Here is a 26816-nt window from a genome sequence, read left to right as displayed (position 1 = left end):
TACTGATCAATTACAATGAAATTGATATACCTCTTACTCGGAGACCCCAAAAAACATTCACTCGAACATCGACTATTTAATACAGTATCCCTCATAAATGGAGTATTAAATTTACTGGGAGTTTTTGGTGTTTTGTATTTAGAGAATTATTTGGTTCTCATCTGTTTGAATGTAGGTTCTGGGTTTCTCATGCTTGTCATGTACTACTTAAGCCGAGTCAAAAGTATCTACTTCATATTGTATTGGCCTTTTAACTTAACGATTTTATTTTATCTTGCATCAATGTGGTTTTTTAATGGAGGTTCTATTGGTGGAAATCATTATTATTTGATTCCTTCGCTTGTGATTGCACTGATCCTCATTCGGAATCATAATATATGGATTGTTTATTCCATTTATATTGGTGTCTCTGCTTCTCTTTATATAGTGGAATACTTTCACAAAGATTGGGTCACAGGGTATGCCACTGAAATGGATCGTTACATGGATGCTGGTGGAAATTATTTATTCGTACAAATCCTGACAGGGATTTTAATTTTTATCCTAAGTCGTAATTTGAATATAGAAAGAAAAAAATCTGAAGCTTTGCTCCTCAATATCCTTCCCGAACCCATTGCCGATGAATTAAAAAGAGAAGCAAGAGTGGTACCAAAACGATATGAGAAATCTTCTGTCTTATTTTGTGATATGGTTGGGTTTACCAAAATTGCAGAAACAATGAATGCTGAAGTTTTAGTCCACGAACTCGATCAAATCTTTCGTGCCTTTGATCGAATTTGTAAAGAAAATCGAATGGAAAAAATCAAAACCATAGGTGATGCCTATATGGCAGTTGGGGGAATTCCAAAGGAAAATTCTACCAATGCCGTAGATGCAGTGTTATGTGGCTTGGGATTCCAGTCATATATGGCTGAACAAAAAGAAATCCATCAATTACATGGTAGAGCATTTTGGGAAATCCGATTGGGAATTCATATCGGACCACTTGTTGCGGGTGTTGTGGGAAGTGATAAATTTGCCTATGATGTTTGGGGTGATACAGTGAATACCGCAAGTAGGCTTGAGAGTAGTGGTGTTGTTGCCGAAGTGAATATTTCGCGTTCCGTGTATGAAGAAGTTCAAAAAATCTTCGAATGTGAACCAAGAGGATTTGTTTCAATTAAAAACAAAGCTGACATTGAAATGTATTTGGTGAAGGGTTTTTTACCTGAATATGCAAGTCCCATCGACTCCAAACTACCCAACGAATTATTCCAAAGACTTTATAAAACCGGTGCTTTGTTTTATACAAATGAAGTTGAATCATAACCGAATCCATTTGCTCCTGGTGGGTACTAAAAAATGGATCCAAATGGTAATTTGGATCCAGGTAATGTTTCTCCAATGTGTTCCGCATCTAGAAGGAAAGGAGAAGATCGAGAAATTTACAATTCAAACGAAAGAAGGAAACATATTCACGTTAACGAATGATTGCCGATCGAAGTCAAAATTAATGGTCTTTGTTCATGGGTCTCCAGGGAATGGTTCCGATTTTTTGCCGTATTTAAAAGATAAGGATTTCCAAACTCATTTTTGTATGTTGTCTCCTGATCGGCTTGGATTTGGTTTATCAGAACAAGAGAAATTTATTCCCAGTGTGAATGCCCAAGGCAAAGGAATTTCGGAAATGATCCAATCCTTTATAGAGAACCAAAAACTTTCAGTGACTTCCATTATCATTGTTGGACATTCCTATGGAGGACCCGTTTCTATGAAGTCCTTCCACTTACTAAGTGAAAACTTGAAGAAGAATGGAAAGGTTTTTTTACTCTCGGCACCAATGGATCCCAAATATGAAGAACTTAGATTTTATAACCACATTGCTAAGAGTGTTATGATTGAATGGATTTTGCCCAAGTCTTGGGTACGAAGTAACGAAGAAATGTTTCAATTAAAACAAGACTTAATCGATTTGGGATTTGAATTGAAACAATCTCGGTTTCCGGTTGTCATGGTACACGGTGATTCGGATGGGCTTGTCCCTTGGGAACACACAAATTATTTAAATCATGAATCATACAAAGGTGAATCGAAAGTGTATCTTCTTTCGGGAGGGAGTCATTTTATCCCTTGGACAAGGTTTTCTGAAATCAAATCAATTGTATTCAAAGAGGTCTCCATATGAAATTAATCCTATTCCATCCTTATAGTTTTTATATCGCTAGAACATTGATTGTTCTGATCATCGGGCAAACTTTATACTTTAAATTTACTGGTTCAGAAGAATCTAAATACATCTTTACCGTTCTTGCGATGGAACCGTGGGGGAGAATTGGTTTGGGGATTTTAGAAACCATTTGTATTATCCTCCTATTGTTCCCACGTTTGGTTTGGTTAGGTGCTCTATTGGCATCAAACCTGATGTTCGGTGCAATTTTATCTCATTTAGTGTTTTTGGGCATTGTTGTCCAAAATGATGGTGGATTACTCTTTATTTTGGCCCTTTTGGTATTCCTATTGTCTCTGTATGTTGTGTATTATGAGAGAAAAAAAATTCCTTATCTTAGGGACTTATTTCCAATCGACTGAATTTTTTTCGGTATTGGTTGTGTTGTCGAATCAATTGAACCAATTTCCCATATGGGTATAAATGAATTCCTCTTTGGTAGTTTTGGTACCCAATTTCAAAGATGAATTTCCATTGTTTCCATAAAATGGAATAACTTTGTCTGATCGAAAACTTGGGATCATATAGATTGGTAGATTCACTTGTCACTCCATTCAGTTCGATGATTTTAAATCCATTTCCTTCTTGGAATTTTTTTACATCTTGGAACCGTATATCAAACCTTCCGAAATAGAATCCTTTGGTATTGTCTCCTATTTTGATCAATTCTGTTTCTAGTTTATTTGTGAGGAGATAACCTCCGTCCTGGAACATACAACCTTGGATATGGTTTCCTATGGAACCTATCCTTCGTTTTTCTCCAAGTGGTATGATTTGCTGTAATTTTCCAAGATTGTGTTTTTTATGAGTTTCCATTTGGAAACGGAATCTAGGATGAGTTTCAATCAATGATTCTAAGGTTGAAATTCCATCTCCGATGATTTCAGGAAACACTTTGTCAGTCACAGAAAAAATCACTCCCTGCGATTCATTGGGATACCTGCAGTAAAAGATACCCACTTCAAATGGTCCTTCTATCCATTCTTGTAATAACCAATCGATAGGATATGTTTGTAAAACGTTTGTGAGTTCACTCATAGTATGGATTTTTTGTACCAAAAAGCCTCTTTCACCTTTGTCTGGTTTTGCGATGATTGGAAACTTAATTTTGTTTTTGGTGAGCCACTGTTTGATCAATGTTTCTGGTTCTTGTGTGCCAGACGAAACCAAACAAGATTTGGCTATGTATTTGTTTGGAATGAGGTTTAAGATATCATATTTCGATTCACCAGCGATCCCTGAGGCGATGATTCCTGGATTTGTTGCTGTGAGATATCGTATTCCTCTATACCGAATGGACAAATAGAAGAGATAAGGTATGAGTGGAAGATAAAAGATTGTACTTGGCCAAAATTCCATTTGGGATAACTTGGTCCATTGCAGTGTAACCCTTTTTCTCTTTTCGGGAATGAGAATGGTTTGGAAAAGAAGATAGAACCCGTAAAAACTTAGTCCAATTCCAATACTTGTCCACAAATTGGATTGGTTGAAATAATATTCACTGATCCACTTTCCATAATAAAATACCAAGGATACGAATAGAGTGGTCCAAATCAAAACAGCTAAAAAACTGCTCCATACAAAAACGAGAAATGGCATTTTAAAATACCCACTCATGAGGTAGAGGGGTAACCTAGTGCCCGGTAAAAAACGAGAAATCATCACCGAAAGACTAAACTTTGATTGCCAATGTTTGTAAAGAGTTTGGGAACTAATTTTGGATTCCCAGTTCTTCATTGGTTTCCATAATTTTAAATACGATCCAAAAAAGAATCCCACAAAATAAAGCAGTAAATCACCTACGAAGATTCCAAGTCCAGTCACAAGGATTGCAGGTAATAATAGAAGTTTCCCTTCTTTCGCAAGTAAACCAGAGCTGATACAGGTTAAGTCTTCTGATACAAAGGTAGAAAAAAAGAGAATTAGAAATAAATTTCCCACTACAGACGAATTTAGTATTTTTTTGGAATTGGTCAATTGAAATCATATTTTTAATGTTTGCAACCAAACTTCTGATTTGATGACTTAATCCAAATGCCAAAAATATTGATCCAGTTGTTCCATCCATTTTTGGAAAAATCGAAAGCAAATCAAATGTTATTAGATTCCATACCCATCTCAGATCATATCACCTTACGAGACTTATATGAAATTTATCCTAATTTTACGATTGATGTCAAGTTAGAGCAAAAGATTCTTTTGGAACATGATGTAATCCTCTTCCAACATCCTTTTTATTGGTACAGTTGCCCGCCACTGATGAAACAATGGTTCGATTTTGTTTTGGAAGATGGTTGGGCCTATGGTAAAAATGGAAATTCATTAAATGGTAAAAAATGGATCCAAACCATTACCACAGGTGGATCCGAAATGGCATATAAGGAAGACGGCTTTCATAAACATCGTATTGAGGATTTTCTTTTACCTTTTCGAAGGACAGCAGAGCTTTGTAAGATGGATTACCAACCTCCTTTTTTAGTCCAAGGGACATTCCAATTAAAAGAAGGAGATTTCCAAAAAGAATCCCTTCGTTATCGAAATTTCATTCTTTCATTCTTAGAGGCAAAACATGGGTGAGGTCAATTTTTTCATTCAAGCAATCATTTATCTTACAAGTGCCATCATTATGGTTCCCATTGCCAATCGATTGGGACTTGGTTCAGTCCTTGGTTATTTGGTTGCAGGTATTGTCATCGGGCCATTTGTTTTTGGTTTTGTGGGAACGGAAGGAAAAGACCTTTTGCATTTTGCAGAATTTGGTGTTGTGATGATGTTATTTGCAATTGGTTTAGAATTGGAACTAAACCTTTTATGGAGGTTAAAGTTCTGGTTACTCGGCTTAGGTGGTCTTCAGTTAGTATTGACTACTGTTTTTGTATTTTTATTTTCCATAGGTTTTCAATTTTCTTGGAAATCCTCAATTGCGCTCGGATTCATCTTATCTCTCTCTTCTACAGCGATTGTTTTACAAACATTAAAAGAGAAAGGATTGATGAAATCCATCTCAGGGCAAGCTTCGTTTTCGATCCTTCTTTTCCAAGATATGGCAGTGATTCCGATTCTTGCCATCTTCCCAATGTTAAGTGAAGGAGATGTGATCACAAACGACCATGGACATTCTCTTGTAGACCATTTACCTGGTTACCAAAAAACACTCGTTGTCCTTTTTGTGGTAATTGGGATTATCTTAATCGGTAGGTATATCTTAAGTCCTATTTTCCGATTGATCGCCAAGTCTGGAAGCCGTGAGATTTTTACAGGTGCAAGTTTGTTACTTGTGATTGCCATCTCAGTCCTCATGACTTCTGTGGGGGTTTCTGCAGCACTTGGAACATTCCTTGCGGGAGTTGTGCTTGCGAGTAGCGAATTTCGTCATGAATTAGAAAGTAATATAGAACCTTTTAAAGGTTTGTTACTTGGTTTGTTTTTTTTAAGTGTGGGTGCTTCCATGGAACTCCCTGTCGTTTTCCAACACCCGATGAAAATTGTTGGCATTGTTGTTGGTATTATCTTTCTAAAAGCTCTCGTCTTACTCCTACTTGGTTTTTTGTTTAAACTTCCCTTGGACCAAAATTTATACATGGCTTTGGCATTATCACAAGTAGGAGAATTTTCATTCGTTTTATTTGGTTATTCCGAAGGATTGGGAATTTTTGATAAGGACACAATTGTCATCCTTGTTGCTTGTGTGGCTCTCAGTATGGCATTTACACCCATATTATTATTGTTATATGAGAAAACAATTTTTGAAGCCTTACAATCGAAGGCACCAAAGAAACAAACAAACCAAACCTTAGAAAAAGAAGAAAATCCAGTCATCATATGTGGATTTGGTCGTTTTGGAAATATGGTTGGTAGATTTTTACGATCAAATGGGATTGGAATTACAATTTTAGATTATGATGCGGATCGAGTGGAGATGCTTGGACGATTTGGATTTAAGGTTTTTTTTGGAGATGCAACACGCATTGAACTATTGGAGAGTGCTGGTTTAGAACATGCAAAAGTTTTAATTGCTGCCCTTGACCATCCTGAAAAACAACACGAACTCATTCGTAATGTAAAACACCATTATCCAAATTTACAAATTGTTGCCAGAGCCGGCGATCGAGAAGAAGCATATGACTTAAAAGAAATGGGACTTTCCTTCATTTACCGCGAAACCAGAGAAACCGCTGTGAAACTGGGAGGAGATGTTTTAAAATTACTGGGAACGAGATCCTATGCAGCGGAACGTGCTAAAAATTTATTCTTAGCACATGATGATGAAACCTTCCATGAACTATTTGACTTACGCAAAGACCGAGTCCAGTACATTAGCCTTGCCAAACAAAGGAATTCAGAATTAGAACGATTGATGTTTGTTGATTTAGGAAAAGAAGACGAATTGGATTTGGATTCTTGGAGTGAAATGGAACGAATGTAACTTGGTTAGAAAAAGAATGGTTTAAAAAAAAGAATTCCCGAAAGGTCATTTTTACCTTTTCGGGAATAAATTTTTTTCGATGGTTTGATTTTCGTTGGCTTCAGGTTAAAAATTGTACGAGAAGCCAATTTGATTGGGACGATAGGGTTTGGTTTCCGTTTCTCTTTCATAATCTTTAGACTAAAAAGAAATTAGAAACGAAAACAACCTTTATTTTTTAGAATCTAAGATTTGGTTCCACTCATCCAAATATGGTTTTGCCACTTCCAATACAGAAGAGGCATCTCCTTCAATCGTAATGGATTCAATTTTATCCCCTTGTTGGATGGAATTCACAACTTCTTGGTCAGAGGCATCAACCACGGAACCAAACACTGAATGTTTTCCATCAAGCCAAGGTGTGGGAACATGTGTGATAAAAAATTGACTTCCATTGGTTCCAGGGCCTGCATTTGCCATAGAAAGGATACCTGGCTTGTTGTGTTTTAAACTGGAATCAAATTCATCGCGGAATTTATACCCGGGTCCACCCGTTCCAGTTCCCTGTGGACAACCACCTTGGATCATAAAATCAGCAATGACTCGGTGGAATTTTAATCCATCGTAGAATTTCCTTTGTGCCAAATTCACAAAGTTGGCAACCGTATTCGGTGTTTTGTCAGGAGTAAGATCGATTCGGATTTCACCTTTATTGGTTTTGATAACAGCGCGTAAAGTACTCATACCTTTCACTCAATTTCTTTAAATTCCCCTGGCAAGTCGAAAAAAGGTTTGAGTTCTGATAGAAATAGAAGTTATACTTTTAGCGATTTTGGAAATGGGTAAAGTTATGAATCGAACCATCATTGTTTCTCTCCTACTGATCACAGTTTCACTAGTGGCAAAACCCGTTGAAAAACAAAAAAAACAACCAAAAGGAAAACCCATTCCAAATCGGCTTATCGACTATGGTGAATTCAAAAAAATTGTCAATCGATCTGAGTCAGAACGCGAAAACCACCGCCTAACGGAGGATCAGTTTTTAAAGATGATGTCAGAAGATGGTGTTGTTGTCCTTGATGCAAGGAGCGAAAATCGGTTTCGTTTATTGCATATCAAAGGTGCAGTGAATTTACCTTTTACCGAATTTACCAAAGACAGTTTGGCTACAGTGATCCCAGAACCAAAATCCAAAATTCTCATTTATTGTAATAATAATTTTGAAGGCAACGAACAAGCGTTTGCAGCCAAAAGCCCAGCGGCTTCCTTAAATTTATCGACTTACAATTCTCTAAAAGCGTATGGTTATTCAAATATTTTCGAATTGGGTCCACTACTGGATGTGAACCAAACCAAATTACCTCTAGTGAGTGAACCAAAAGAAAACCAAGCTCCCGCGGAATGAACCAAATCGAAATCTATACTTGTGAGTTTGGATCCTAGTTGATTGGATTTGAGATTGGAAATGGGTGAGAAGGTGGGATAAGCTGCAGAGAAAAACATTCGATTCTCTGCAGGAAAATCTGATAAAAGAAAATTTATTTATTTTTGAATTCGATTTCCACAACTCCACGTTTGGAACTGTTGATGTTGAGAGTTTTGCTACTCAAAAAACGGAAACTAGAATCCTTTTTATACATGAGCTCTTCTGCAAACATTGATTCCTTTCCTGGATAAGTAAGTTCCCATTCAGATCCATTCATTTCTGTTTTACGATCATTGATTTGTTTCACCGATGTGTATTCCATCAAATCGTTTTTGAAATTGATTGCATCTTCCAAAGCAAGTCCTTTGAACTTTAAGATCACAGTGTTTTGTTCTGTGAGTTTAAACCATTCGTCTTTGATTTGTTTTCCCACTTTTACAGAAACAAGGTTTGCCCAGTCTTTCACAGCTTGTTCTCTGGAAACTTCTTGGGTGATGTCAGCACCTCGGCCTTCCAAACTCCCTGATCCAAAAATTTTTCCATCACCCCATAATTGGATGATACGGTAAGGGCCTGTTGCCGCTGAACTTAAAAAATCAGTTTTTTTACCGCCAGGTAAAACTACAGGTTTTTGGTCAGTGGTTGTAACTTTTGCTACAATCAAAACTTCCGCACCTGAATCTTGTGCCAGTGTGAGAAGGGGGCTACCTTCTTCTACAGAGGTAAGGTCAAGTTTTGCAAGACTTGGATTTTTTTTGAGAAGGGCAGTGAGTTGGGAACTATCGACAACTTTATTCCCTTTGGTACGGAGTTTTTCAATGAGTTCCGCCTCTGCAATGTTAGTTGCTGATCCAATGGGAAAGGATTTTCCATTCACAACGGTTTGGACAAGGACAGCGATCCTTGGGTTCCCTACATCATCGAGGAGAGCATCCACAGCTGTAGAAAGTTTTGTTGCTTCTACTTCACAACGGACATTGAGACGGATCATGTCTTGGGTATCCAATTTCCATTGTTCTTCACTGATGATGTCGTATTTTTTGACAAAACTATCGGTTTTCCCGTAGAGTTTGGATCCTAGGGATTGCCCATCAGAGACTCCCGACTTTTCTGTGATTTGTTCGCCCACTAGTTTACGGATGGCATTGAGTTTTGCATCTTTGAGTGCCTTGTTACGAGCTAGGGCCAAGTCTCCTTGGTAAATGGGAGCCTCTCCCATAGCAGTGACCACATTGTCAGGTAAAGACGGGTTTTTTTGCGCGGAATTGGACCCAGCACATGCCAAGATGGTGAGGACTAGAATCCCAGTATAGGGAGCAATTCGAAGTCGATGAAGCATGAAGGACATTTCTCCTTGAAGATTTGCTATATTATAGAAACATATACTTACATGACCAATTACTTTTTTAGGTTTTCTCTCTCGTTTCTTGTCCTTGCTTGCCATGGGAACACGGTTCCGCAGTTTCGTGTCCACCCTGCTGATTCCAAAGTTCGATTGTCCCAGGACATTTTTTACGAAAAAATCCTTCCTACCATGGCGGGAAAAAAATTGATGCTTGCGACAAACCCTTCTGGAATTGGAACAAATCCAAAAAAGATCATCTCATCTCTCGAAAAACATAAAATAACATTAGAACATTTGATTGGTTTGGAACATGGATTTCTTGGTTTAGAAGAAGAGTTTAGCCAAACTCCTGTTACTATGGACTCAACTTTTAATCGTCCACTTTATCATATTTATCGAATCAAAGATTCCGAACTAAGAGACTTAGTGAAGGAAGTGGATTTTGTTTTATTTGATGTACAAGATGTGGGAATGCGTTGTTACACTTATTTAAGCGTACTCAAACGTTTGATGGATGCATTAAAAAATACAAAAACCAAACTCATCGTTCTTGATCATATCCATGTGGCGATGCACCTCCCACCCATGGGAGAAAAGATGAGTCCTAAACACCTAAACTTTGCAGGAGAATTTCCTTCCTTACTCATTACGGGGATGACAACAGGAGAAGCTGCACTATTTTATAATAAAGAATACTTAAAAGAATCTGTGGATTTGGATGTGATTCCAGTGGAAGGTTATAAACGTGGGATGTACTTTGAAGATACCGGAATCCCTTGGACAACACCTTCACCTAACTTACCAATGGTGGATTCTGCAAGGAATTATTTATCCCTTGTGTTACTCGAAGGTGTGAATGTATCAGTCGGACGAGGAACCCAAGCTCCTTTTGTTTATTTTGGTGCACCATGGATGACAAATCCTGAAGAACTTGCTTCAAAACTCAGTGCCATCGGCAACAAATCGTATTATTTTTCAACTGTGTATTTTAAACCTACCTTTGGTCCCCATAAAGGAAAAATTTGTTCTGGTTTACGGATGAATTTAGTTAGACCCGATTATGATCCTATGTTACTTGCATATGAACTCATTCGGCTTATGAAAGAAACGTATCCAAACGATTTTAAATGGAGTAAAGGTTCAACAAACCACTGGGTTGACCAATTATGGGGGAATGATCATTTTCGTTCTGCCATCAACGATGGAAAAACCTATATTGAGTTTCATAATACGTATCTTAGTGATGAAGAAAAAGAACGAAAAAAAATTGAACCCTATTTAATCTACTAAGGATCCAAAATGAAGTTTAAATTTACTTTTTTATTATCCATTACTGTTTTGTTAGGTGTTACTTACGCATCGGAAACCAAAATCAAACAAATACCCAAACAAAAAACCGCAAAAGTATTAAAGTCTGTCGCCTATGCAACCATACGATCCACTGTAATGGCAACTCATACTAAATTTGATGAAAAAGAAGCCACTCACCAAACCTGTTCCAATGATTTTCCGAATATGCCAGGTGACTTTCCATGTAATTTTTTGGATGTAACAGGGTCTACCGACCAAGTGCACACTGAGTCCGAAGTGAGTGATGCAGAATTTGCAACAGGAAGGGATCCTGAAGATTTGAATCCAAGTGGAAAAATCCACATCAAAGTATCCAAGGAAAAATCACGAAATTTAAATGGGACTGTGATTTACCTTGGTGAAGGTGAAAACCAGTTATCTCTTTTTTATTCACCCAAAGGACAGATCTCACATTATCTGTACCAAAAAATGATAGTGATCTTTGTATGGAAAAAAATAGAAGAATCACCTTCATTGGCCCAACTTTATTTTGTGAAAGTGAACGATGAATTTTTTCCAGAAGAAGTGAAGGAATTTACCTTTTAGTCCATGCCAAGTTTCCAAGGTTATGTTCGAAAGATGTCCCATAAAGGGACAAAACCTGTTTCCTATTTTTGGGAATATGCAAATTATACTGAGGACAAAAAAACAAAAACAATTGAAGGTAAAGAACTAACTTCAGATGTACCAATCGAATCCTTTCTAGGCAAAAAAATTTCACTCACCACAAATGATGAAATTCGATGTATGCACTGCGGAAAAAAAACAAAAAAGTCATTTAACCAAGGTTATTGTTTTGTTTGTTTTTCAAAATTAGCAGAAAATGATCTTTGTATCATGCGCCCAGAAACATGCCACCATCACAAAGGAACTTGTCGTGATCCTGAATGGGGGAGTACTCATTGTTTTAAAAAACACATTGTATACTTTGCCAATTCCAGTGGCATGAAAGTTGGAATCACAAAAGAAAATCCTGTCACAAACCGATGGGTGGACCAAGGTGCAAAGTTTGGAATCCCAATTTTGGAAGTGAGTTCCAGAAGGGACGCAGGTATTTTAGAACATTTTCTCAGTCAATTTTTACCAGATAAAACATCCTGGCAAAAAATGGTAGCAGGAGACCCTGGAATCATTGATCTCAAAAAAGAAGCTGTCAAATTTTTAAACCATTTAGAAAAAAATGAATTTTTTTCTCCTATCGAAACCAAACAAAAGTTAATCTGGAAACCTATCCTTACAGAAGAAATGATGGAAATCGAGTATCCGATTTTATCTTATCCTTCTAAAATTAAATCTCTAAAACTCACAAAAGAAACACCAGTTGAAGGAACCCTTGTTGGAATCAAAGGTCAATACTTATTATTTGATACTGGTGTCATCAATATACGAAGTTTAGGTGGTCTTTGGATTGAATTCTCCGCCTAACCTCATTCCATTAGGAAATCAGTATACCACCCGTATCTTATTTGAATGTGAGGATTTTTTACTCGCAGAAAAACCAGAAGGAATTCCTGTCCATGAAACAAAAGACCCAAATCGTCTGGACTTTACTCGTTTACTTGCAAATCATTTACAAATTCCTGAACTAAGGACTGTCAATCGATTGGATCTTGGTACGAGTGGAATTGTCTTACTCGGAAAAAATAAAGACAAAAACCTGGAACTAGACCAGTTATTAAAAAATGCAGAGAAAACCTATATTTTTTTATGTGATGGGATTCCAAATTGGAAAGAATACCGAATGGAATGTTTTATAAAAGATGGGAATAAACAAGTAAGTATCGTAAGGAGTGGAGGTAAAAAAGCAATCACGGAGTTTACCATCCTCGAATCTGATGAAAAAAAGAATATATCTTTTGGGCTTGCAAAAATTTTAACAGGAAGAAGGCACCAAATTCGTGTTATGCTTTCTTCTTTGGGTTTTCCTGTCCTAGGAGATACTTTGTATGGGAAAAAAGAAAAAGGAGAAAAACGAATGTATCTCCATTCGTTTCGATTTTCCTTTACTGACTTACAGGGCCAAAATCATATGGTAGAGACAGGTGTTCCTTCTGATTGGATGGGAAGAATGCCATCAATATCTAAATCTCAAATTCCAATGACAAGTCAAATTCGCTATGAATCGTGAACCATTTATTTTGTTTCTAAAAGAACAAAAACTTTATAAAAATCTTACATCAGTTTCCAAATTGATCTCGATTAGTTTTTTAGCCATCTATTTGTATTTATTGTTTAGCTCACGTTATACGGCAAGTCCCTTGATTGTAGTAATTAATTATTTGGCTATTTTTACTGGATTTTCTGGACTTATTCGGTTTAAATACTTTGAAATTCCTAGTATATTATTGTCTGTTTCTGAGTTGGGTTTGGATTCTCCTTTTTATCAATTGAAGTTTGATGAAAAAAAACATGTTTGGAGAAAGTCAGGGAAAGAAGTTGAGTTACCCTTAAATCCAAGTCCCGATTGGATTGTCAGTACTTTGCAATTGGATGACAGATTTCCTTGGAAACGGATTGGAAAATATTATTTGGGTTTTTATCTCATTGTCATCAGTATTTCGGTGTATTATCTCACTTCTATTTATTTAGAGACAGGATTTCAAAACTAAGACAACATTTTTCCTTGTCCCTTAGGCTTGGTTCAAAAAACCTATCCTTATGGCTTTGAATTGTGGCATTGTAGGTCTCCCGAACGTCGGTAAGTCGACTATTTTTAACGCACTCACGAAGGCAGGCGCTCAGGCTGCGAATTATCCTTTTTGTACCATCGAACCAAATACTGGTGTTGTGGAAGTTCCTGACGAAAGGTTAAACCGCCTGGCTGAGATCTACAAACCAAAACGTACTGTTCCCACAATGATTGAGTTTGTGGACATTGCAGGCCTTGTAAAAGGGGCAAGCCAAGGAGAAGGGCTTGGAAACCAATTTTTATCCCACATCCGGGAAGTTGATGCGATTTGCCATGTTGTGAGAGCCTTCCAAGATGAAAATATAACACATGTTCATGGGAAAGTTGATCCTATCGAAGACATTACTGTCATCAATTACGAACTCATCCTTGCCGATTTGGACAGTTTAGAAAAACAACAACAACGAGTTTCAAAAACTGCCAAAACTGGAAATAAAGAAGCAGCAGAAATTTTATCAGTGATGGATAAAATTTTGGAGGCACTTAAAAAAGGGAACAGGGCTTCTACTGTTGAATTAAACGAAGAAGAAGTAAAAATCGCAAAAAAATTCAATTTAATCACCATTAAGCCCGTGTTATACGTAGCTAATATTCTTGATTCGGATGTAAAATCAACAGACAACCCACTTGTTAAAACCATCACCGACTTTGCAAACAAAGAAGGAGCACCAGTTGTCGTTTTATGTGGTCGTTTTGAAGAAGAAATCTCTGGACTTGAAAAAGAAGACCAATTGGCATTTTTAGAAGAGATTGGAGAAAAAGAATCAGGCCTTTCTCGTATGATTCGTGCTTCTTACCAACTCTTAGGCCTACTCACATTTTTTACTGCGGGAGTGGAGGAAGTAAGAGCTTGGACAACCAAACAAGGTAGTTCTGGTCCCGTTGCTGCTAGTGTTATCCATTCTGATTTTGAAAAAGGTTACATCCGTGCGGAAGTGATGCGTTACGAAGATTTAGATCGTACGGGAGACGCTGCAAAAGTAAAAGAAGAAGGGAAACTCCGCGTGGAAGGAAAGGAATACATTGTCCAAGATGGAGATGTGATTTATTTCCGAGTGAATGCTTAAAAAAAAAATCCCGACTTTCGCCGGGATGTCTTTAAGTGTGAACTAGTTTGGAAAAAGAAAGTAGTTACCGAAAGGTAGATCCACTTCTCAAACTATCAATTGCTTATTGTTTCCAGTTTATTGCACACCTTCCAAAAAAATTACGATTGTAGCATAAAATGATACCTACCAATTTCTTTGCCAGATTCAAAAATGGCAAGTTCTGGGCTGGAATCCAAGGTGATGGGTGAGTCAAACATCGATTGGGTACCTAGTTTGGTTAAGGTTTCCACTGGAGTTCCATCCAAAAATAATTTGGCAGACAACCTTTCTGCATTGGATGCTTCCACTGATAAAAAAACTTGGTTTTTTTCTGGATTTGGTTGGAAAACAAAATCCAGATCCCTTCCTGCTACCTGTCTGTGGACTCGGAAAGCACCAAGGTTTCCTTGCCCTCGGAGAGCCAATTGGGAGGTATGTAGGATGGTATTTTCCCAGTCACTCATGAGTACCTTCCAGGAATCGTTTAAAAACTGTAAGTAAATCCGAATTTTGGAATCAGGATTTGGGACTACCGTTTGTAAGATCCTACTGAGAGTGGAAGGATCAACTTCTTCCCCTTGGGACATGAGATACATGGCTTCTTTCAGTTTGAGTCGGTTCATAAATGGATTCGGATCTTTTGTCTCCATACTATTGATGTCCCCCCATTACGGCTTTATTTCCTTGGTTTGTAATTTTTTTATCTTTTCTTTGGCGCGATTGGCTCTAGCTAGTACTGTTCCGATAGGAACTTCTAAAATTTCAGCAATTTCTTTGAATTTATACCCTTTCAGTCGTAAGATGAGGATTTCCTTATGGGGTTCATCTAATGATTCAATGAGATCGTAAAACTCCTTTTTTTCTTCCCATTCGAAATAAACATCCTCTTGGGTTAACCTTTCATCCAGAATATCAATGCTCAAATCGAGAGAAATCCCTTCTCTGTATTCGGTTCGGCGAATGCTCCGTGTTTGGGACATACTGATGTTTTTGGCAATTTCGTTTAAATAGATAATAAAGGCGGGTAAACTTTCTCCCTTGAACTTACGCAATAATTGGTAGTCATTTTCGGTGAGTTTTAAATACACAAGTTGCGAAGTATCTACCACTTCTTCTCTTGGTACGTAATGTGCACAAGTTCCGATGATTAGGCGATGGAATTTTTGGATGAGTGTTTGCCATGCCTCTCTTTTCCCGAGTAAACAATTATCGATTAAACTCCGTATCTCATCACTCATAGTTCTTTCTTCGATTCGACGGAATTTTTGCAATTTATCATTACATTTTCTAATCTTTTTTGAAAATGATGGGATTGGAATAACGTTTGGCGGATGTATAACAACTTTGTTAGGTTTTCTTTCGTTTCAAAACTTGGGTTTTCTACTGAGAATCTTCCATAATCGGAGAAAAAACCAAAAAAACCGAATATTCGAATTTTCTTTTCCTCCGTTGGGAGTTTTTCTAAACAAATTTGTAATTCGTTCAGTTGAAGTTTTTGCCAATCGGAAAACAGAGGGTCAATTTTCCATGAGGAAAGGATTTGTAAAAAATAGGATTTAGACTTCTCATTTTCCGATTTTAAGTCTGCGAGATTCCAAGGGTTTTGTTTTGAATAGTAAAACAGTTGGTAGGTGGATTTTTGATTTGTTTTGATGTCTTGTAATAAGCGAAGTAAAGAGGATCTTCTTTTGGATTCTGGCATATCGGAATACAGAATACGATTGAGACTTAACGTATATTCTCGTTCTTTTCCAAACAATAGAACCTCGTGAGGTTTATAAAAATTGGAATAGAGATAAACTGTTTTTTCCCATTCAGATTGTAATTCACGAACTAAATTTAAATTTTCCGCATTGGAAATCTCGGATGATAAAATTTCTAATTTGGGAAATACTGTCAGTTCAAATAGTTTTTTTTTGATCTGCTTTTCTAAGTTCGCTGTTTCATGTTTAGTTATTTCTGTACATCGTTTGATTTGTAATAATGCATCATAAAAGGAAAGGTAGGAAAGGATTTCTGTGAGTTCTCTGATTTCTTGGAATTTACAAAGTTGAAAATAATAATCATACTCTTCATTTTCTTTGGTTTCTACTTCCCGTAAAATGGGAAAACTCGAAATGGTATAGGCTTCCGAAACGATATTTGGAGTTATTTGGAAGTTTGACCAGATGGATTCAAAAGTCGCTGATTTTGTAAACCATTGGGGTAAAATTGGATTTAAAAAAAAGAAAAACCCAAAAACAAAGAAACCCCTATATTTCAAAACCCACTCCTTGTTTTGAATTCATAATACATTTTTTCTTCAGAAGATCCTTCTGAAAGGATCGACTCTAAGATATCTCGTTTTTGAGTTTCGTCAAGTAACTCATGTTTTGTTTCCAAAAAGAGAAGTGCTTTTTTTCGAAATTCTGGATGAGTGATTTTTTGGATTCTTAATACCAATGGGTCTTTGGGCTGGTTTTTTGGTTGGGACACCACCGAGTTCTCGTTTACAGAATTTCCCTTTGTGTTTTCCATTTGCATTGGAGTTCCAACTGGGTTTTCATTTTGAGGTTCTTTTGTGAAAAGAAGAAAACATAAAATCAGTAATAAACTTGAGACAATGCTTACTATCCTTTTTGGAAGTGGGTTTGGTGCCAAAGTAGAAAATTGCACCAAACTAATGGCTGTTATGATCTCTTTTCCAGATCCTTTTTGTAATTGTTTCCTTATTTTTTCTAAACTTTTTTCTGCATTTTTAGATTCTAAAAAATATTTCCAAAAGGAAATTCCAATTTCCTTGGCTACATTTGTTTCCACCGGATATAAAAATCCAATGACTTGTTTGGCACCAGCTTTTAGAAAACTGGTTGTTAGACCCGCTTGCTTTATGGAGTCAAATGACGAGTAACAGCTATTAAAGAATACTAAGTCTAAATGACTAAATGATCTTGATGCAATTTCATTCATGGAAATGAATTGATCTTTTCCAATAGGGATTCCTTTTTTTTCAGAATGGCCTGCATAGTGTAAATATTTAACAGAATTTAGTTCTTCGATGAAACGAATTTTAGTTAGGTGATTTTGTTTTAGGATTCTGAGGGGAAGTTTTTTTTCGAAAATTGGATATAGGCTGACACATTCTTCATTTACAGTGTTTTCTAAACTGGGAATGACTGGATTACAGATGATCAAGGCAACATTTGTTTTTTTTGAGATTTCCCTTTGGTTTTTTTGAATCCGAATCCCTCGTTTGAAATTTTTATCTTGGAATAAAAATCCATTTGTAGATCTTAAGATTTCCCAAGGAATTGGAGAAAATTCTGGATCAACTAACAACTCGATGGTGCCCCGAAATCCAGGAGTCCTCCAAAAGGGAAGGGATTCACCAAATACGATTTGTTCTAAACTATCCGACTTTTTACCTAGTTTGTCTAAAAATTCCTCCTTTTTGGGATTTTGAGATAAAATTCGTTCTACAAAAATGGACCAATCATTTTGAAATTCCTTCAGTAATTGCCCTGAAAATGGAGTCGTTTTTTCGACGGACCCAAATTGGGACTGTTTTTCTTCCCAAAAACATTCACCATCAGAGATACCTTGGTCAGAGTATTTAGAAATGATTCGGATTTTCATTAGGGTGTCATTTTAGTTTTTGGATGAGGATTTTGATTTGGTCTATCAGTAAATTCACATCTTCTAAAGTTGTAAAACTGCCAGTAGAAATCCGAATTGCTCTAAGGGCTTCTTCTTCAGAATAACCCATTTGAAGTAGAGATTTAGAAGCTTCTCTGGCTCTTGATTTGCAGGAACTTCCCGTAGATACAATGATTCCCTTTTCTTCCAATCCCAGAAGGAAAAAATCAACAGTTTGGATGGGTAAAATGAGAAAGGTTGTATTGGGTAGTCTCGTTTCATTTTTCGCAATGATTTCACAGCCAAAGGATTCTAACTGGTCTTCTAAAATTTTTTGGAAACCTTTTAGTTTTATATTTTTTTCTTCTAAGTTGGTGAGTTGATTTTCTGTTACTTTCTGTAGGCAATTAATTGCAAATGTATTTTCAGTTCCAGCTCTATGTTCATTTTCTTGGTTTCCACCACCAAACAGACGAAAGTTTTTGTTTTCAGTTGGTAAGTAAGTGACGGCGGCACCCATACCTGCACCAATTTTATGACCAGAGAATGTATAACCATCAAACAATTCAAATGGTACAGGGATTTTGCAGAATGCTTGCATCAAATCACTATAAAAAAGTTGGCCATGTTCTTTAGTCAAAGAATGAATTAACTTTGCAGGTTGAATCACTCCTGTTTCATTGCCAGCATACAAACAAATGACAGGTTTTGGATTTTCTTTTAATAACCTTTCCAAATGATTCAAATCGATAGTTCCCGATTTGTTCGTGTGAACCAATAGGGGTGAAAATCCAAAGGAATCTAAGGCAGCGTACATGCTCGCATGTTCAAAGGGGGACACAATCACAGACTCTAAATTTGGGTATAAAATTCGTATACTTTGGATGAGTAAAAAGTTTGCCTCAGTTCCAGTGGAGGAAAAGATAAATTGTTTTTCCTTACCTTTTGTTACTTGGCTCAGATACTTTCTCGTTTGTTCAATTTTGCCTTGGTTTTTAAGAGAATAACGTGTAATTCCCGAAGGATTGTAAAAGTTTTCTAAGTATTCTTTTAAACACGACTCTAAAATTTCTTGGTAGGGGGGGTGAGTCGCATTATAATCAAAATACTTTATATCATTCGCTAAATGGGATTTCATCTGCTTCTTCGTAACGTCCGAGTTTGCGGAGAACGGACCTGGTTAGGTTATGGTATGCCTTTAAGATTTCATCTTTTTTACCACCAACACTTCGTTCGTCGACGTTTCGCAGTTTTGGTTTTAATGAATCGAGAATGGTCAAACTTTTGTTATTTTCTTTTAGTTTGTGGTAACTTTCTGCTTGTTTAAGTTTGGCCTCAAACTCATGAACAAGTAACGCAGGTAAATTGATATCTTCTATTTCAGAAGCTAGTTGGATGTTTGCAGATTCCTTAAATTCAATGGCTGCTTTTTGGTAATAGTTTTCTTCTTCACTGCCTAGTTGGAAATACAGTTCAGCGCGACGAAATTTAAATTTTAAATACTCTCTTTCATCTGCACCAACGAAGTATAAAATTCGTTCGTAAATATCGTCCATTTCTCTCGGAGAAAAATTTTTCATTCCTGTGAGAAGGATTTGCCTAAGCAAGGATTCCAAATAATCATTTGCCGAAACTTCTGAAAAATCACTTCTTTTGATGGAAGATAATACCACACTTCGTTTTTGGACTGCACTGAGGCCACTCGGAACTTTTTCAAGCTCTGTTAGTTTTTTGAGAACATAGGTTTCTGTTTCGACCATATGTGTTTTGTAGGCGAGTAGGATCTCACTTGGCCTACAACTTGCCCATGCGACAGATTCTATTTTTTTTGGTGCGATGAGTTCGGGACCTGAAAATCGTAAGGCACGTTTGTAATAATCAAGAGCCGTTAAAACGGCTTCAATGTGTGAGTTCCAATACTCTTTGGGATTGGGACCGAGTGTTAATTCCCCTTGTGGTGCCATTCTTTGGAAAAGAGGAGACTCCCAATCACTTGCTTTTTCCCGCCATGTGAGTTCTAAAAAATGGTCCTCCACATGTTCTTTGCTACGAAAGTAGAGGCAGGCTTTTTCCATGAGGGTCAGGTCTAGTGGCAAAATGGTGCCTTTTCCATTTTCTTCTGCACTAAAAAATTGGCTAATGGTTTGGAGGAGGTTCGTACCACCTTCCTTTCTGCCTTCGAGAACTGCATCCCCTTTGGCAATCAGAGAGTGGGCGATCCGTGGATTGGGATAACCAAAAAACGAATTGTAAGTGAGGGTGATTTTGGCAAGGATCGTGTCCTTGTTTCTCAGAATCCATGGGAAAGTGATTGCCCACACGAGGAGAACAGCCAGAATGTATTTTAAATTTTCTCGGAAGATTTGGTTCAAGGATTGTCCCTGTACCCGATCTTTGCCGGAATCTACTGATGTTTCAAGCAATTAAAACTCTAAACTACCAATTCCTCTTTGTTTTCTTATGTTTTCTTTCTGTTTTTCCAAACCAGGCAGATCCAACCTCCAAACAGAAAGATTGTTCCCTCCTTGAACCTGGTGTTCCAAGTGAATACTTACTCTCTCGCGCCATCTACGAACAAATTGATGGTTACCAAGCAAACAACCGTAAAAAGACAGCAGAGGCAAAACTTGGCTTTGAAAACTCCGTGTCGTTTTTAGACAAATACCACTCTTGTTTAAAAGAAAAAGGGCAAGGTCCAAGTGCCCAATCAGCGGAAATCCAAGCACAAAATTATTTGGAGTTAGGAAATCCAGGCAAAGCTTGGGAATGGTCTGAGATTGCAAAACAAAACACGAAAGAAGTCACAAAAGAACTTGTTATTTTACAAATGAGGATTCGCCTTCGGGAACAAGACTTAACGAAGGCAACTGAAGTATTGGAACATGATTTGGTCTCTTTTCCCAATGATCCTGATTTTTTGTATTTACTTGGAAATTTGTACTTTGAACGAAAAATGTGGAACCAATCCTTATTGTACTACACCGCTCTTTCTTTTGTCATTGAAAGAAGGGACAATCATTCCAAATACAAATACATCACAGCAAAATCGTTAGGTGAACTGAATTATAAGTTAGATTACCCAAAAATTGCCATCAAACGTTATAATGAATACAATTCAGTTAATAAAAATGATATGGAAGTATTGTTTCGTTTGGCACAAATTTATTTTGTTTTAGGTGATTTTAAGATGTCCAAATTTTATTTGGAACAAATTAGGGAAAAAAATTCGAGAGACATTGACGCCTCTCACATGTTAGCTGAAATTTATTTTTTAGAAGCCCGTGATTTAGCACCTCAGTTTTTTGATACTTTAAAAAATGAGAAAAAAATTCCAAAAGACGGCATCATCCCCATTTTATACCAATTGGTGAACGGCCGTACCACTGGCTTAGATGAAAAACTACGAAATTTTATCAAATCAAATCCAGGTAGATTGTCACCACGTGTCGCTTTCCTTGAGTTAGCTGATAAACTGAATGACCCCGATTACGAACAAATTAATGCAGAAACAGCTCAGTATGCTTACGAATATAGACAATACGGGCTTGCTGAAAAAATCCTCAAACGAGGGAAACATAGACTGAACTCAACCCGATTGGAAGAACAGGCAAGTTACTTAGAAAAAATTGCAAACTGCCAAGAGATGTTAGGACAGTGGAACCATGCAATCCTTTCCATGAAAGAAGCAATTGTTTTGAGTTCGGACCTTGAAAAAAAATTCCGTATGCGATTCCGTTTGGCTTATTTGTATCTGCAAGGTAATTTAAAAAAAGAAAAAGTTTCTGTAGATATTTTGTCCGAAACCATTTCTGAAAATCCGAACCCAACTCATTATTATTTGCGTGGATTGTCTTATTTCCAATTGGAAAAGTACAAAGAAAGTATTAATGATTACACGCAAGCCATCCAAATGGATCCAACCAATCCTAATTTTTATTTTTATAGAGCGACTGCTTACGATAAACTCAAACAATTTCCTGAAACAGAATCAGATCTTAAAAAAACCATTTCTCTCAATCCAAATGCATCCAATGCTATGAATTATTTAGGTTATTTGTATGCTGAAAAAGATATGTTTCCTGAAGAAGCCAAACAATTGTTAACTCAAGCTGTTACATTAGAACCAGATAATCCCGCCTACCAGGACAGTTTGGGTTGGGTGTACTACCGAAAAAAAGACTTTAATTTGGCTTTATTACATCTAAACTTTGCAGCCTCATTGGCTTTGGAACGAGGGTTTGAGGACCCAGTGATTTATGAACATCTGGGAGATGTGTATTTAGCAAAAAAAGACCCAGTCAATGCCGTCCAATTTTTTAAACTTTCACTATCCAAAGACAAAGAGACGTCTAACAAAAACTTGGTGTCAAAAATCAAACGAGTGGAAAAGGAAATTTCAGAATGATTTCTCGTTATCTAACAATTGTTTCCATTTTACTTTTACTCAGCTGCCAATCGGCAGAAGTAGAAGATCCTAATTTTTTAGGAAAAGCAAATGGAAAGTATTTACCCGCAAAGGATAATTCCTCTCAGTCTTTTTTAAAAGAGGTTTTGGACAAAAATCCCGATTTCCCTAGTTTTAAATCAGAATTTTCAATGCAGATCCAAACTTTTGTCCCTAAGAAAGAAAATGTAAATTTGGATGGAAAGGTATTTTTTGCCAAAGATTCAAAACAAATCAAAATCCAATTAATGGATAGTTTTTTTGGAATGGTTTTTACTGAACTCATAGCAAACGAAAACCAAATCCAAATCAAACCAACCAGTACAAAAGAAATCCAAACTTTACCAATGGGTGATATCCTCATCCAAGATCCAAATTCGGGCAAAAAATATACAATTCCCTTTCCTGTGATTTATGCATACCTTACAGGTAATTATTTAAATGAAATCCAGAACCCAAAGGCAAAATTCAATCTAAGTGAAACTAGAGTTGCCCTTTCCAAAGCAGATGGGGATTACGAATATTTTTTTAAAGATGGTAATTTGGACCGATTGGAGTTATCAAGTGGTAAACGGGGACTAAAGGCCATCGCCATTGTGAAAACAAGTGTGAACCAAATTCACCCACCTAAAGAAATCACAACCAAAGTTGTGAGCCTTGATACGGAAAAGGAAAATGTTCTCATCCAAATCAAATTGAAAAAATCACAAATCACCGAAGTATCCCCACAAGTATTTCGTTTTTAAGAGATGAAACATAAGTTTTTTGTTTCGCTTCTATTATTTCCGATCCTTCTTTTTTCTGCGGATTTTCCAGAACATTTGGAAGATCCATTGGAATTACCAATCAAATACTTATATCAGTTTCAAACAGAAACTGGTGAGTCTCTACAAATTTCAAACTCCACTAAACTTTGGTTTGGTGGTGATGTGATGTTCAATTGGGGAGTTCGAGATTCCATGCGTTCTGAGGATGTGTTTTTTCCCTTTCGGAGTTTTTTTCATTACCTCGACCAATTTGACTTTCGCTTTATCAATTTAGAAACACCTATATTACACAAAGCACCTACAGCAGACCAAAGAAAATCCTATGTGTTTTATGGGGAAAGAAGGGATCTTACTGTCTTACGTGCTCTCGGCATCAATGGAGTTTTCCTTGGAAACAATCATACAATGGATTTTGGTGAAAATGGACTTTTTGAAACCTTAGATCTGTTAGATGAATTTAAAATCCTCCATACAGGTGCAGGGAAAAACACCGACCATGCGCTGTTACCTATCCTTGTGAAAAAGGGAAATACCGAATTTCGATTGTTTTCCTTTTCTGATACAGGTGAAACCAGGTTATTTTCTGGAACCAATTCCCCAGGTGCCGCTTATTTCCGTGTGGCCACAGCAGAAAGGATCATCAAAAAAACAAAACCTGGGCAAGTGAATGTATTATCTGTACATTGGGGAGTGGAATACAATCCCACACCCATGGACACGGAACGAAATGCTGCTAAATATTTGGTGAATGCTGGTTATAAGGTGATCATTGGCCACCATCCCCATGTGCCGCAAGGGATCGAGGTATTCCCTAAAGGGATTGTGGTGTATTCACTTGGTAATTTTTTCTTTGGATCCAAAAACCAATACTTAAAACACAATATTTCTGTTGTGACTCATTTTGATGGCGACAAACTTTTGTTTGTGGAAGTGATTCCTGTGTTTGGAAAACACCAAAACCTCCCAGGGGATCATTACTTTTTTCCATTGGGTCCAAAAGAAGCAGAAACGTTTTTAAAAGAATATGCCATTCTTTGTAAACAACTGGGAACAGAACTTGTGATTTCAGGGGGAAGGGGTTATGTTTTTTTTGAAAAGGAACTAAAAGCCAAACTGAAACCGTAGTGGAACCAACTGCACACCATTCCCAATGCAAAAAAGGGAAAACTGAGTTCGAGTAAATTGGTGCGGATGATAGAAAACACCTGCAAAAAAAAACCTGTAAAAAAGAGAAGGGCCGCACTCCTTAAAATCCAACCTTTTTCGTATAACCAAAAGTATACGGAAACAATCGCCACATAAGAAAACAAACAAAACCATTTGAGTTGGGAAGTGGGTTTGAGATACTCCAAAGAAGGTGTCATTTCCTCTGCAGTTTTTGCATCTAAGATATTGAGGATGAGAATGTTTTCGATGAGGTCAGCAAACCCTGCAATCACAAGGAGAAGGATCATTCCCATAAAAATTTTGAGAAAAATGGGACGCACTTTCCGTCCCGCATAATGGCCCGTATACGTTAAAAACGCTAAATAACAAAAGATAAAACCAAAGTCAAAATAGTGAACCCTGCGGTATTCTGTGGATAGGTGGAAAAAATCGATAGTGTCGGGGATACCAATGAGGTCCTGGACTTGTTTTGGTGTTTCAGCCATCTCCAGACCGAGTAGTGTGGATTCAAATCCAGAATGGTTGTCGAGAGCGGGTTCTTTGGGAGTGATGTGGTTTAAAAAACCAGCATATAGTGCTAAAAAGAGACCTAGGCCCAGGCCCCAAACTTCTGGAAAATTTGATTTTTCACCCATAAACTGTCAGAAATTACATAGAATGCGAAGGGATTCAAGGCTCCAAGAAGAAATTCCATTGACCCAAGGCCCCATAACCAAAACCCTAGTGGAAACTAACAAATTCTTCTACCTACAAGTGTTTCTATGTAGGTATACCCATAGGAGAAATATGAGAAACTACGAAATCACGAATATTCTTCGTGAAGGGAATGTAGAAGAGACGAAGTCTGCCGTTAAGGAACTTCTCTCTAAATACAACTTCACGATCCAAGGCGAAGAGGATTGGGGTTCTAAAAGACTCTGGCATCCCGTTGGACAAGACGAACAAGGTCACTTTATACTCACTAAGTGTTCTGGATCTCCCGCAGAAGTTATCAAGATTGAGCATGAATTTAAACTCAATGGCAACATCTTAAAAACCCTCGTAATTAGGGCAAATGGCTAACGATCTAAACAAAGTACTACTCATCGGTCGTATGACTCGTGATCCGGAATTTAAATCGGTGAACGGGAGTTCTGTTGTCAATTTTTCAATTGCAAATAACAGAGTTTATGTGACGAACGGCGAAAAAAAAGAGGAAACTCATTATTTCGACTGTGTTGCATGGGGCCGACTTGCTGACATTTTAAAACAATATGCAGGCAAGGGTAAACAAGTAGCAATCGAAGGTAGACTCCAACAACAGTCATGGGAAACTCCTGAAGGCAAAAAAGCCTCAAAGATCCGCGTATATGTCGAGACCGCACAACTATTAGGTGGTCAAGGACAAGGTGGTGGATCCGGAGACCGATCTGACAGTTCCAATTCTTATGATTCCGGCGTAAGTAGTGGTTATGATGATTATCCAGCCGGTGATGACGACATTCCTTTTTGATAGGTGATGACAATGAGCGAAACAGCAAATATTGATGATACAAGAATAGATTCCCGTGACAGTATGGACGGGATGGATGACGACGAAAAAGGTGGTTTCCGTGGTAAAGACGGAGAAGGTAAGTTCGGTCGTAAAAACGCAAAATACAAAAAGAAAGTATGTAAGTTCTGCGCTGACAAAGCGTTACTTGCAGGTCTTGATTACAAACGAGTTGATATCTTAGAAAGATTTGTTACCAACCGTGGTAAAATCATTCCAAGAAGGATCACAGGAACTTGTGGCAAACACCAAAGAGCCCTTGCTCGTGAAATCAGAAAATCCAGATCCATCGGTTTATTACCGTTTAAAGTTCTGTAGGAGTTACGGATGAAAGTTGTATTACAAAAAGACGTATTAAATCTTGGTGATGCTGGGGATGTAAAAGAAGTTGCTGATGGTTATGCACGTAACTTCCTCATTCCAAGAAGACTTGCCGTACGTGCAAACGACGGAAACACAAAAGCAGCTATCCACCAAAAAAGACTCGCTGAATTAAAACGTGACAAACGTGTAAAGGTGATGAAAGAACTTTCTTCTTCGATTGATGGTAAAACATACGAAGTGAAAGTGAAAGTGGGTGAGAACGACAAACTTTTTGGTTCTGTAACAGCGAATGATATTGCTCTTGCAATTAAAAACACTGGAGTAGAGCTCGACAAACGTAAGTTAGATTTAGGCGAACCAATCAAATCGGTTGGTGAGTTCAAGATCAAAGTTCGTTTGGCTGAAGGTGTTGTGCCTCAAATCGTAGTGAAAGTCGTCGGCCAAGCATAGTCTTACACT

The 26816-nt window shown here is 37.3% G+C and carries 29 protein-coding genes; 19 read left to right on the top strand and 10 right to left on the bottom strand.

Annotated features, from left to right (window positions below; translation table 11 throughout):
- Positions 1-15 precede the first annotated feature (15 nt).
- Genes ND812_RS13405 through ND812_RS13395 form a run of 3 tightly spaced genes read left to right on the top strand, consistent with a single transcriptional unit; the run spans position 16 to position 2568 of the window.
- A complete protein-coding gene (locus ND812_RS13405) occupies positions 16-1308 on the top strand; it encodes an adenylate/guanylate cyclase domain-containing protein (RefSeq protein ID WP_265375854.1) in 1293 nt (430 codons plus the stop codon).
- Positions 1292-2164 (top strand): alpha/beta fold hydrolase, encoded by an 873-nt coding sequence (locus ND812_RS13400; protein WP_407658525.1) that lies wholly within the window; start codon positions 1292-1294, stop codon positions 2162-2164. The genes ND812_RS13405 and ND812_RS13400 overlap by 17 nt, the downstream gene beginning before the upstream one ends.
- A complete protein-coding gene (locus ND812_RS13395) occupies positions 2161-2568 on the top strand; it encodes a DoxX family protein (RefSeq protein WP_265375852.1) in 408 nt (135 codons plus the stop codon). The genes ND812_RS13400 and ND812_RS13395 overlap by 4 nt, the downstream gene beginning before the upstream one ends.
- On the opposite strand, the gene ND812_RS13390 is transcribed toward ND812_RS13395, so the two are convergent.
- The gene (locus tag ND812_RS13390; protein WP_265375851.1) at positions 2543-4183 is read right to left on the bottom strand and encodes a VTT domain-containing protein; all 1641 of its coding nucleotides are present in this window, start codon (positions 4181-4183) and stop codon (positions 2543-2545) included. The two genes, ND812_RS13395 and ND812_RS13390, sit on opposite strands and share 26 nt — an antisense overlap.
- A 57-nt stretch (positions 4184-4240) precedes the next feature.
- On the opposite strand from ND812_RS13390, the gene ND812_RS13385 reads away from it, so the two are divergent.
- Both ND812_RS13385 and ND812_RS13380 read left to right on the top strand, forming a co-directional pair.
- The gene (locus ND812_RS13385) at positions 4241-4783 is read left to right on the top strand and encodes an NAD(P)H-dependent oxidoreductase (protein WP_265375850.1); all 543 of its coding nucleotides are present in this window, start codon (positions 4241-4243) and stop codon (positions 4781-4783) included.
- Positions 4776-6632 carry a monovalent cation:proton antiporter-2 (CPA2) family protein gene (locus ND812_RS13380; protein ID WP_265375849.1) on the top strand — a complete coding sequence of 619 codons (1857 nt, stop codon included), beginning with the start codon at positions 4776-4778 and terminating at the stop codon, positions 6630-6632. The genes ND812_RS13385 and ND812_RS13380 overlap by 8 nt, the downstream gene beginning before the upstream one ends.
- Before the next feature lie 210 nt (positions 6633-6842).
- On the opposite strand, the gene ND812_RS13375 is transcribed toward ND812_RS13380, so the two are convergent.
- Positions 6843-7355 carry a peptidylprolyl isomerase gene (locus ND812_RS13375; protein ID WP_135638381.1) on the bottom strand — a complete coding sequence of 171 codons (513 nt, stop codon included), beginning with the start codon at positions 7353-7355 and terminating at the stop codon, positions 6843-6845.
- 106 nt (positions 7356-7461) lie between these two features.
- Between ND812_RS13375 and ND812_RS13370 the strand changes: the two genes are divergently transcribed.
- The gene (locus ND812_RS13370) at positions 7462-8016 is read left to right on the top strand and encodes a rhodanese-like domain-containing protein (RefSeq protein WP_265375848.1); all 555 of its coding nucleotides are present in this window, start codon (positions 7462-7464) and stop codon (positions 8014-8016) included.
- A gap of 133 nt (positions 8017-8149) precedes the next feature.
- Here the strand turns inward: ND812_RS13370 and ND812_RS13365 are convergent, their stop codons facing one another.
- Entirely contained in the window at positions 8150-9376 is a 1227-nt protein-coding gene (locus ND812_RS13365; RefSeq protein WP_265375847.1) for a lipoprotein LipL46, read from the bottom strand.
- A 51-nt stretch (positions 9377-9427) separates the two neighbouring features.
- On the opposite strand from ND812_RS13365, the gene ND812_RS13360 reads away from it, so the two are divergent.
- Genes ND812_RS13360 through ychF form a run of 6 tightly spaced genes read left to right on the top strand, consistent with a single transcriptional unit; the run spans position 9428 to position 14488 of the window.
- A complete protein-coding gene (locus tag ND812_RS13360) occupies positions 9428-10672 on the top strand; it encodes an exo-beta-N-acetylmuramidase NamZ family protein (RefSeq protein WP_265375846.1) in 1245 nt (414 codons plus the stop codon).
- Between the two features lie 9 nt (positions 10673-10681).
- Complete coding sequence (locus tag ND812_RS13355; RefSeq protein WP_265375845.1) at positions 10682-11278, top strand: LIC_11883 family protein; 597 nt, start codon at positions 10682-10684, stop codon at positions 11276-11278.
- 3 nt (positions 11279-11281) lie between these two features.
- Positions 11282-12157, top strand: a complete 876-nt coding sequence (locus tag ND812_RS13350) for a DUF2797 domain-containing protein (RefSeq protein WP_265375844.1) — start codon at positions 11282-11284, stop codon at positions 12155-12157.
- Positions 12141-12860 carry an RluA family pseudouridine synthase gene (locus ND812_RS13345; RefSeq protein WP_265375843.1) on the top strand — a complete coding sequence of 240 codons (720 nt, stop codon included), beginning with the start codon at positions 12141-12143 and terminating at the stop codon, positions 12858-12860. Before ND812_RS13350 ends, ND812_RS13345 begins: the two co-directional genes overlap by 17 nt.
- A complete protein-coding gene (locus tag ND812_RS13340; protein ID WP_265375842.1) occupies positions 12850-13341 on the top strand; it encodes a hypothetical protein in 492 nt (163 codons plus the stop codon). Before ND812_RS13345 ends, ND812_RS13340 begins: the two co-directional genes overlap by 11 nt.
- A gap of 49 nt (positions 13342-13390) precedes the next feature.
- Positions 13391-14488 carry a redox-regulated ATPase YchF gene (gene ychF, locus ND812_RS13335; RefSeq protein WP_265375841.1) on the top strand — a complete coding sequence of 366 codons (1098 nt, stop codon included), beginning with the start codon at positions 13391-13393 and terminating at the stop codon, positions 14486-14488.
- A gap of 140 nt (positions 14489-14628) precedes the next feature.
- On the opposite strand, the gene ND812_RS13330 is transcribed toward ychF, so the two are convergent.
- From ND812_RS13330 to ND812_RS13305, 6 genes are read right to left on the bottom strand one after another with little or no spacing between them, the layout of a single operon-like run.
- A complete protein-coding gene (locus tag ND812_RS13330) occupies positions 14629-15159 on the bottom strand; it encodes a hypothetical protein (RefSeq protein ID WP_265375840.1) in 531 nt (176 codons plus the stop codon).
- An 18-nt stretch (positions 15160-15177) separates the two neighbouring features.
- Positions 15178-15747 carry an RNA polymerase sigma factor gene (locus ND812_RS13325; RefSeq protein WP_265355956.1) on the bottom strand — a complete coding sequence of 190 codons (570 nt, stop codon included), beginning with the start codon at positions 15745-15747 and terminating at the stop codon, positions 15178-15180.
- Positions 15744-16772: a hypothetical protein gene (locus tag ND812_RS13320; protein ID WP_265375839.1), complete on the bottom strand. Its 1029-nt coding sequence runs from the start codon at positions 16770-16772 to the stop codon at positions 15744-15746. Before ND812_RS13320 ends, ND812_RS13325 begins: the two co-directional genes overlap by 4 nt.
- Positions 16769-18124, bottom strand: coding sequence for a CHAT domain-containing protein (locus ND812_RS13315; RefSeq protein WP_265375838.1), 1356 nt, complete (start codon positions 18122-18124; stop codon positions 16769-16771). Before ND812_RS13315 ends, ND812_RS13320 begins: the two co-directional genes overlap by 4 nt.
- Before the next feature lie 7 nt (positions 18125-18131).
- A complete protein-coding gene (locus ND812_RS13310) occupies positions 18132-19262 on the bottom strand; it encodes a cysteine desulfurase family protein (RefSeq protein ID WP_265375837.1) in 1131 nt (376 codons plus the stop codon).
- Positions 19240-20496 (bottom strand): hypothetical protein, encoded by a 1257-nt coding sequence (locus ND812_RS13305; protein WP_265375836.1) that lies wholly within the window; start codon positions 20494-20496, stop codon positions 19240-19242. The genes ND812_RS13310 and ND812_RS13305 overlap by 23 nt, the downstream gene beginning before the upstream one ends.
- 38 nt (positions 20497-20534) lie before the next feature.
- Here ND812_RS13305 and ND812_RS13300 point away from each other — a divergent pair, with 38 nt between their 5' ends.
- Genes ND812_RS13300 through ND812_RS13290 form a run of 3 tightly spaced genes read left to right on the top strand, consistent with a single transcriptional unit; the run spans position 20535 to position 24460 of the window.
- Positions 20535-22529, top strand: a complete 1995-nt coding sequence (locus tag ND812_RS13300; protein WP_265375835.1) for a tetratricopeptide repeat protein — start codon at positions 20535-20537, stop codon at positions 22527-22529.
- Positions 22526-23314, top strand: coding sequence for a hypothetical protein (locus tag ND812_RS13295; RefSeq protein WP_265375834.1), 789 nt, complete (start codon positions 22526-22528; stop codon positions 23312-23314). Before ND812_RS13300 ends, ND812_RS13295 begins: the two co-directional genes overlap by 4 nt.
- A 3-nt stretch (positions 23315-23317) precedes the next feature.
- Positions 23318-24460, top strand: coding sequence for a CapA family protein (locus ND812_RS13290; RefSeq protein ID WP_265375833.1), 1143 nt, complete (start codon positions 23318-23320; stop codon positions 24458-24460).
- Here ND812_RS13290 and ND812_RS13285 read toward each other — a convergent pair.
- Entirely contained in the window at positions 24415-25137 is a 723-nt protein-coding gene (locus tag ND812_RS13285) for a hypothetical protein (protein ID WP_100727243.1), read from the bottom strand. The two genes, ND812_RS13290 and ND812_RS13285, sit on opposite strands and share 46 nt — an antisense overlap.
- Before the next feature lie 151 nt (positions 25138-25288).
- On the opposite strand from ND812_RS13285, the gene rpsF reads away from it, so the two are divergent.
- From rpsF to rplI, 4 genes are all read left to right on the top strand, one after another.
- Positions 25289-25564: a 30S ribosomal protein S6 gene (gene rpsF, locus ND812_RS13280; protein ID WP_265375832.1), complete on the top strand. Its 276-nt coding sequence runs from the start codon at positions 25289-25291 to the stop codon at positions 25562-25564.
- Positions 25557-25994 carry a single-stranded DNA-binding protein gene (locus ND812_RS13275; RefSeq protein WP_015678373.1) on the top strand — a complete coding sequence of 146 codons (438 nt, stop codon included), beginning with the start codon at positions 25557-25559 and terminating at the stop codon, positions 25992-25994. The genes rpsF and ND812_RS13275 overlap by 8 nt, the downstream gene beginning before the upstream one ends.
- Before the next feature lie 72 nt (positions 25995-26066).
- Positions 26067-26351 (top strand): 30S ribosomal protein S18, encoded by a 285-nt coding sequence (gene rpsR, locus ND812_RS13270; RefSeq protein ID WP_174705011.1) that lies wholly within the window; start codon positions 26067-26069, stop codon positions 26349-26351.
- Between the two features lie 9 nt (positions 26352-26360).
- A complete protein-coding gene (gene rplI / locus ND812_RS13265; RefSeq protein ID WP_265375831.1) occupies positions 26361-26807 on the top strand; it encodes a 50S ribosomal protein L9 in 447 nt (148 codons plus the stop codon).
- Positions 26808-26816 lie beyond the last annotated feature (9 nt).

Source organism: Leptospira limi (genome assembly GCF_026151395.1).
In the GTDB taxonomy this organism is placed as follows: domain Bacteria; phylum Spirochaetota; class Leptospiria; order Leptospirales; family Leptospiraceae; genus Leptospira_A; species Leptospira_A limi.
This window is presented reverse-complemented; position numbering and strand designations above follow the sequence as displayed.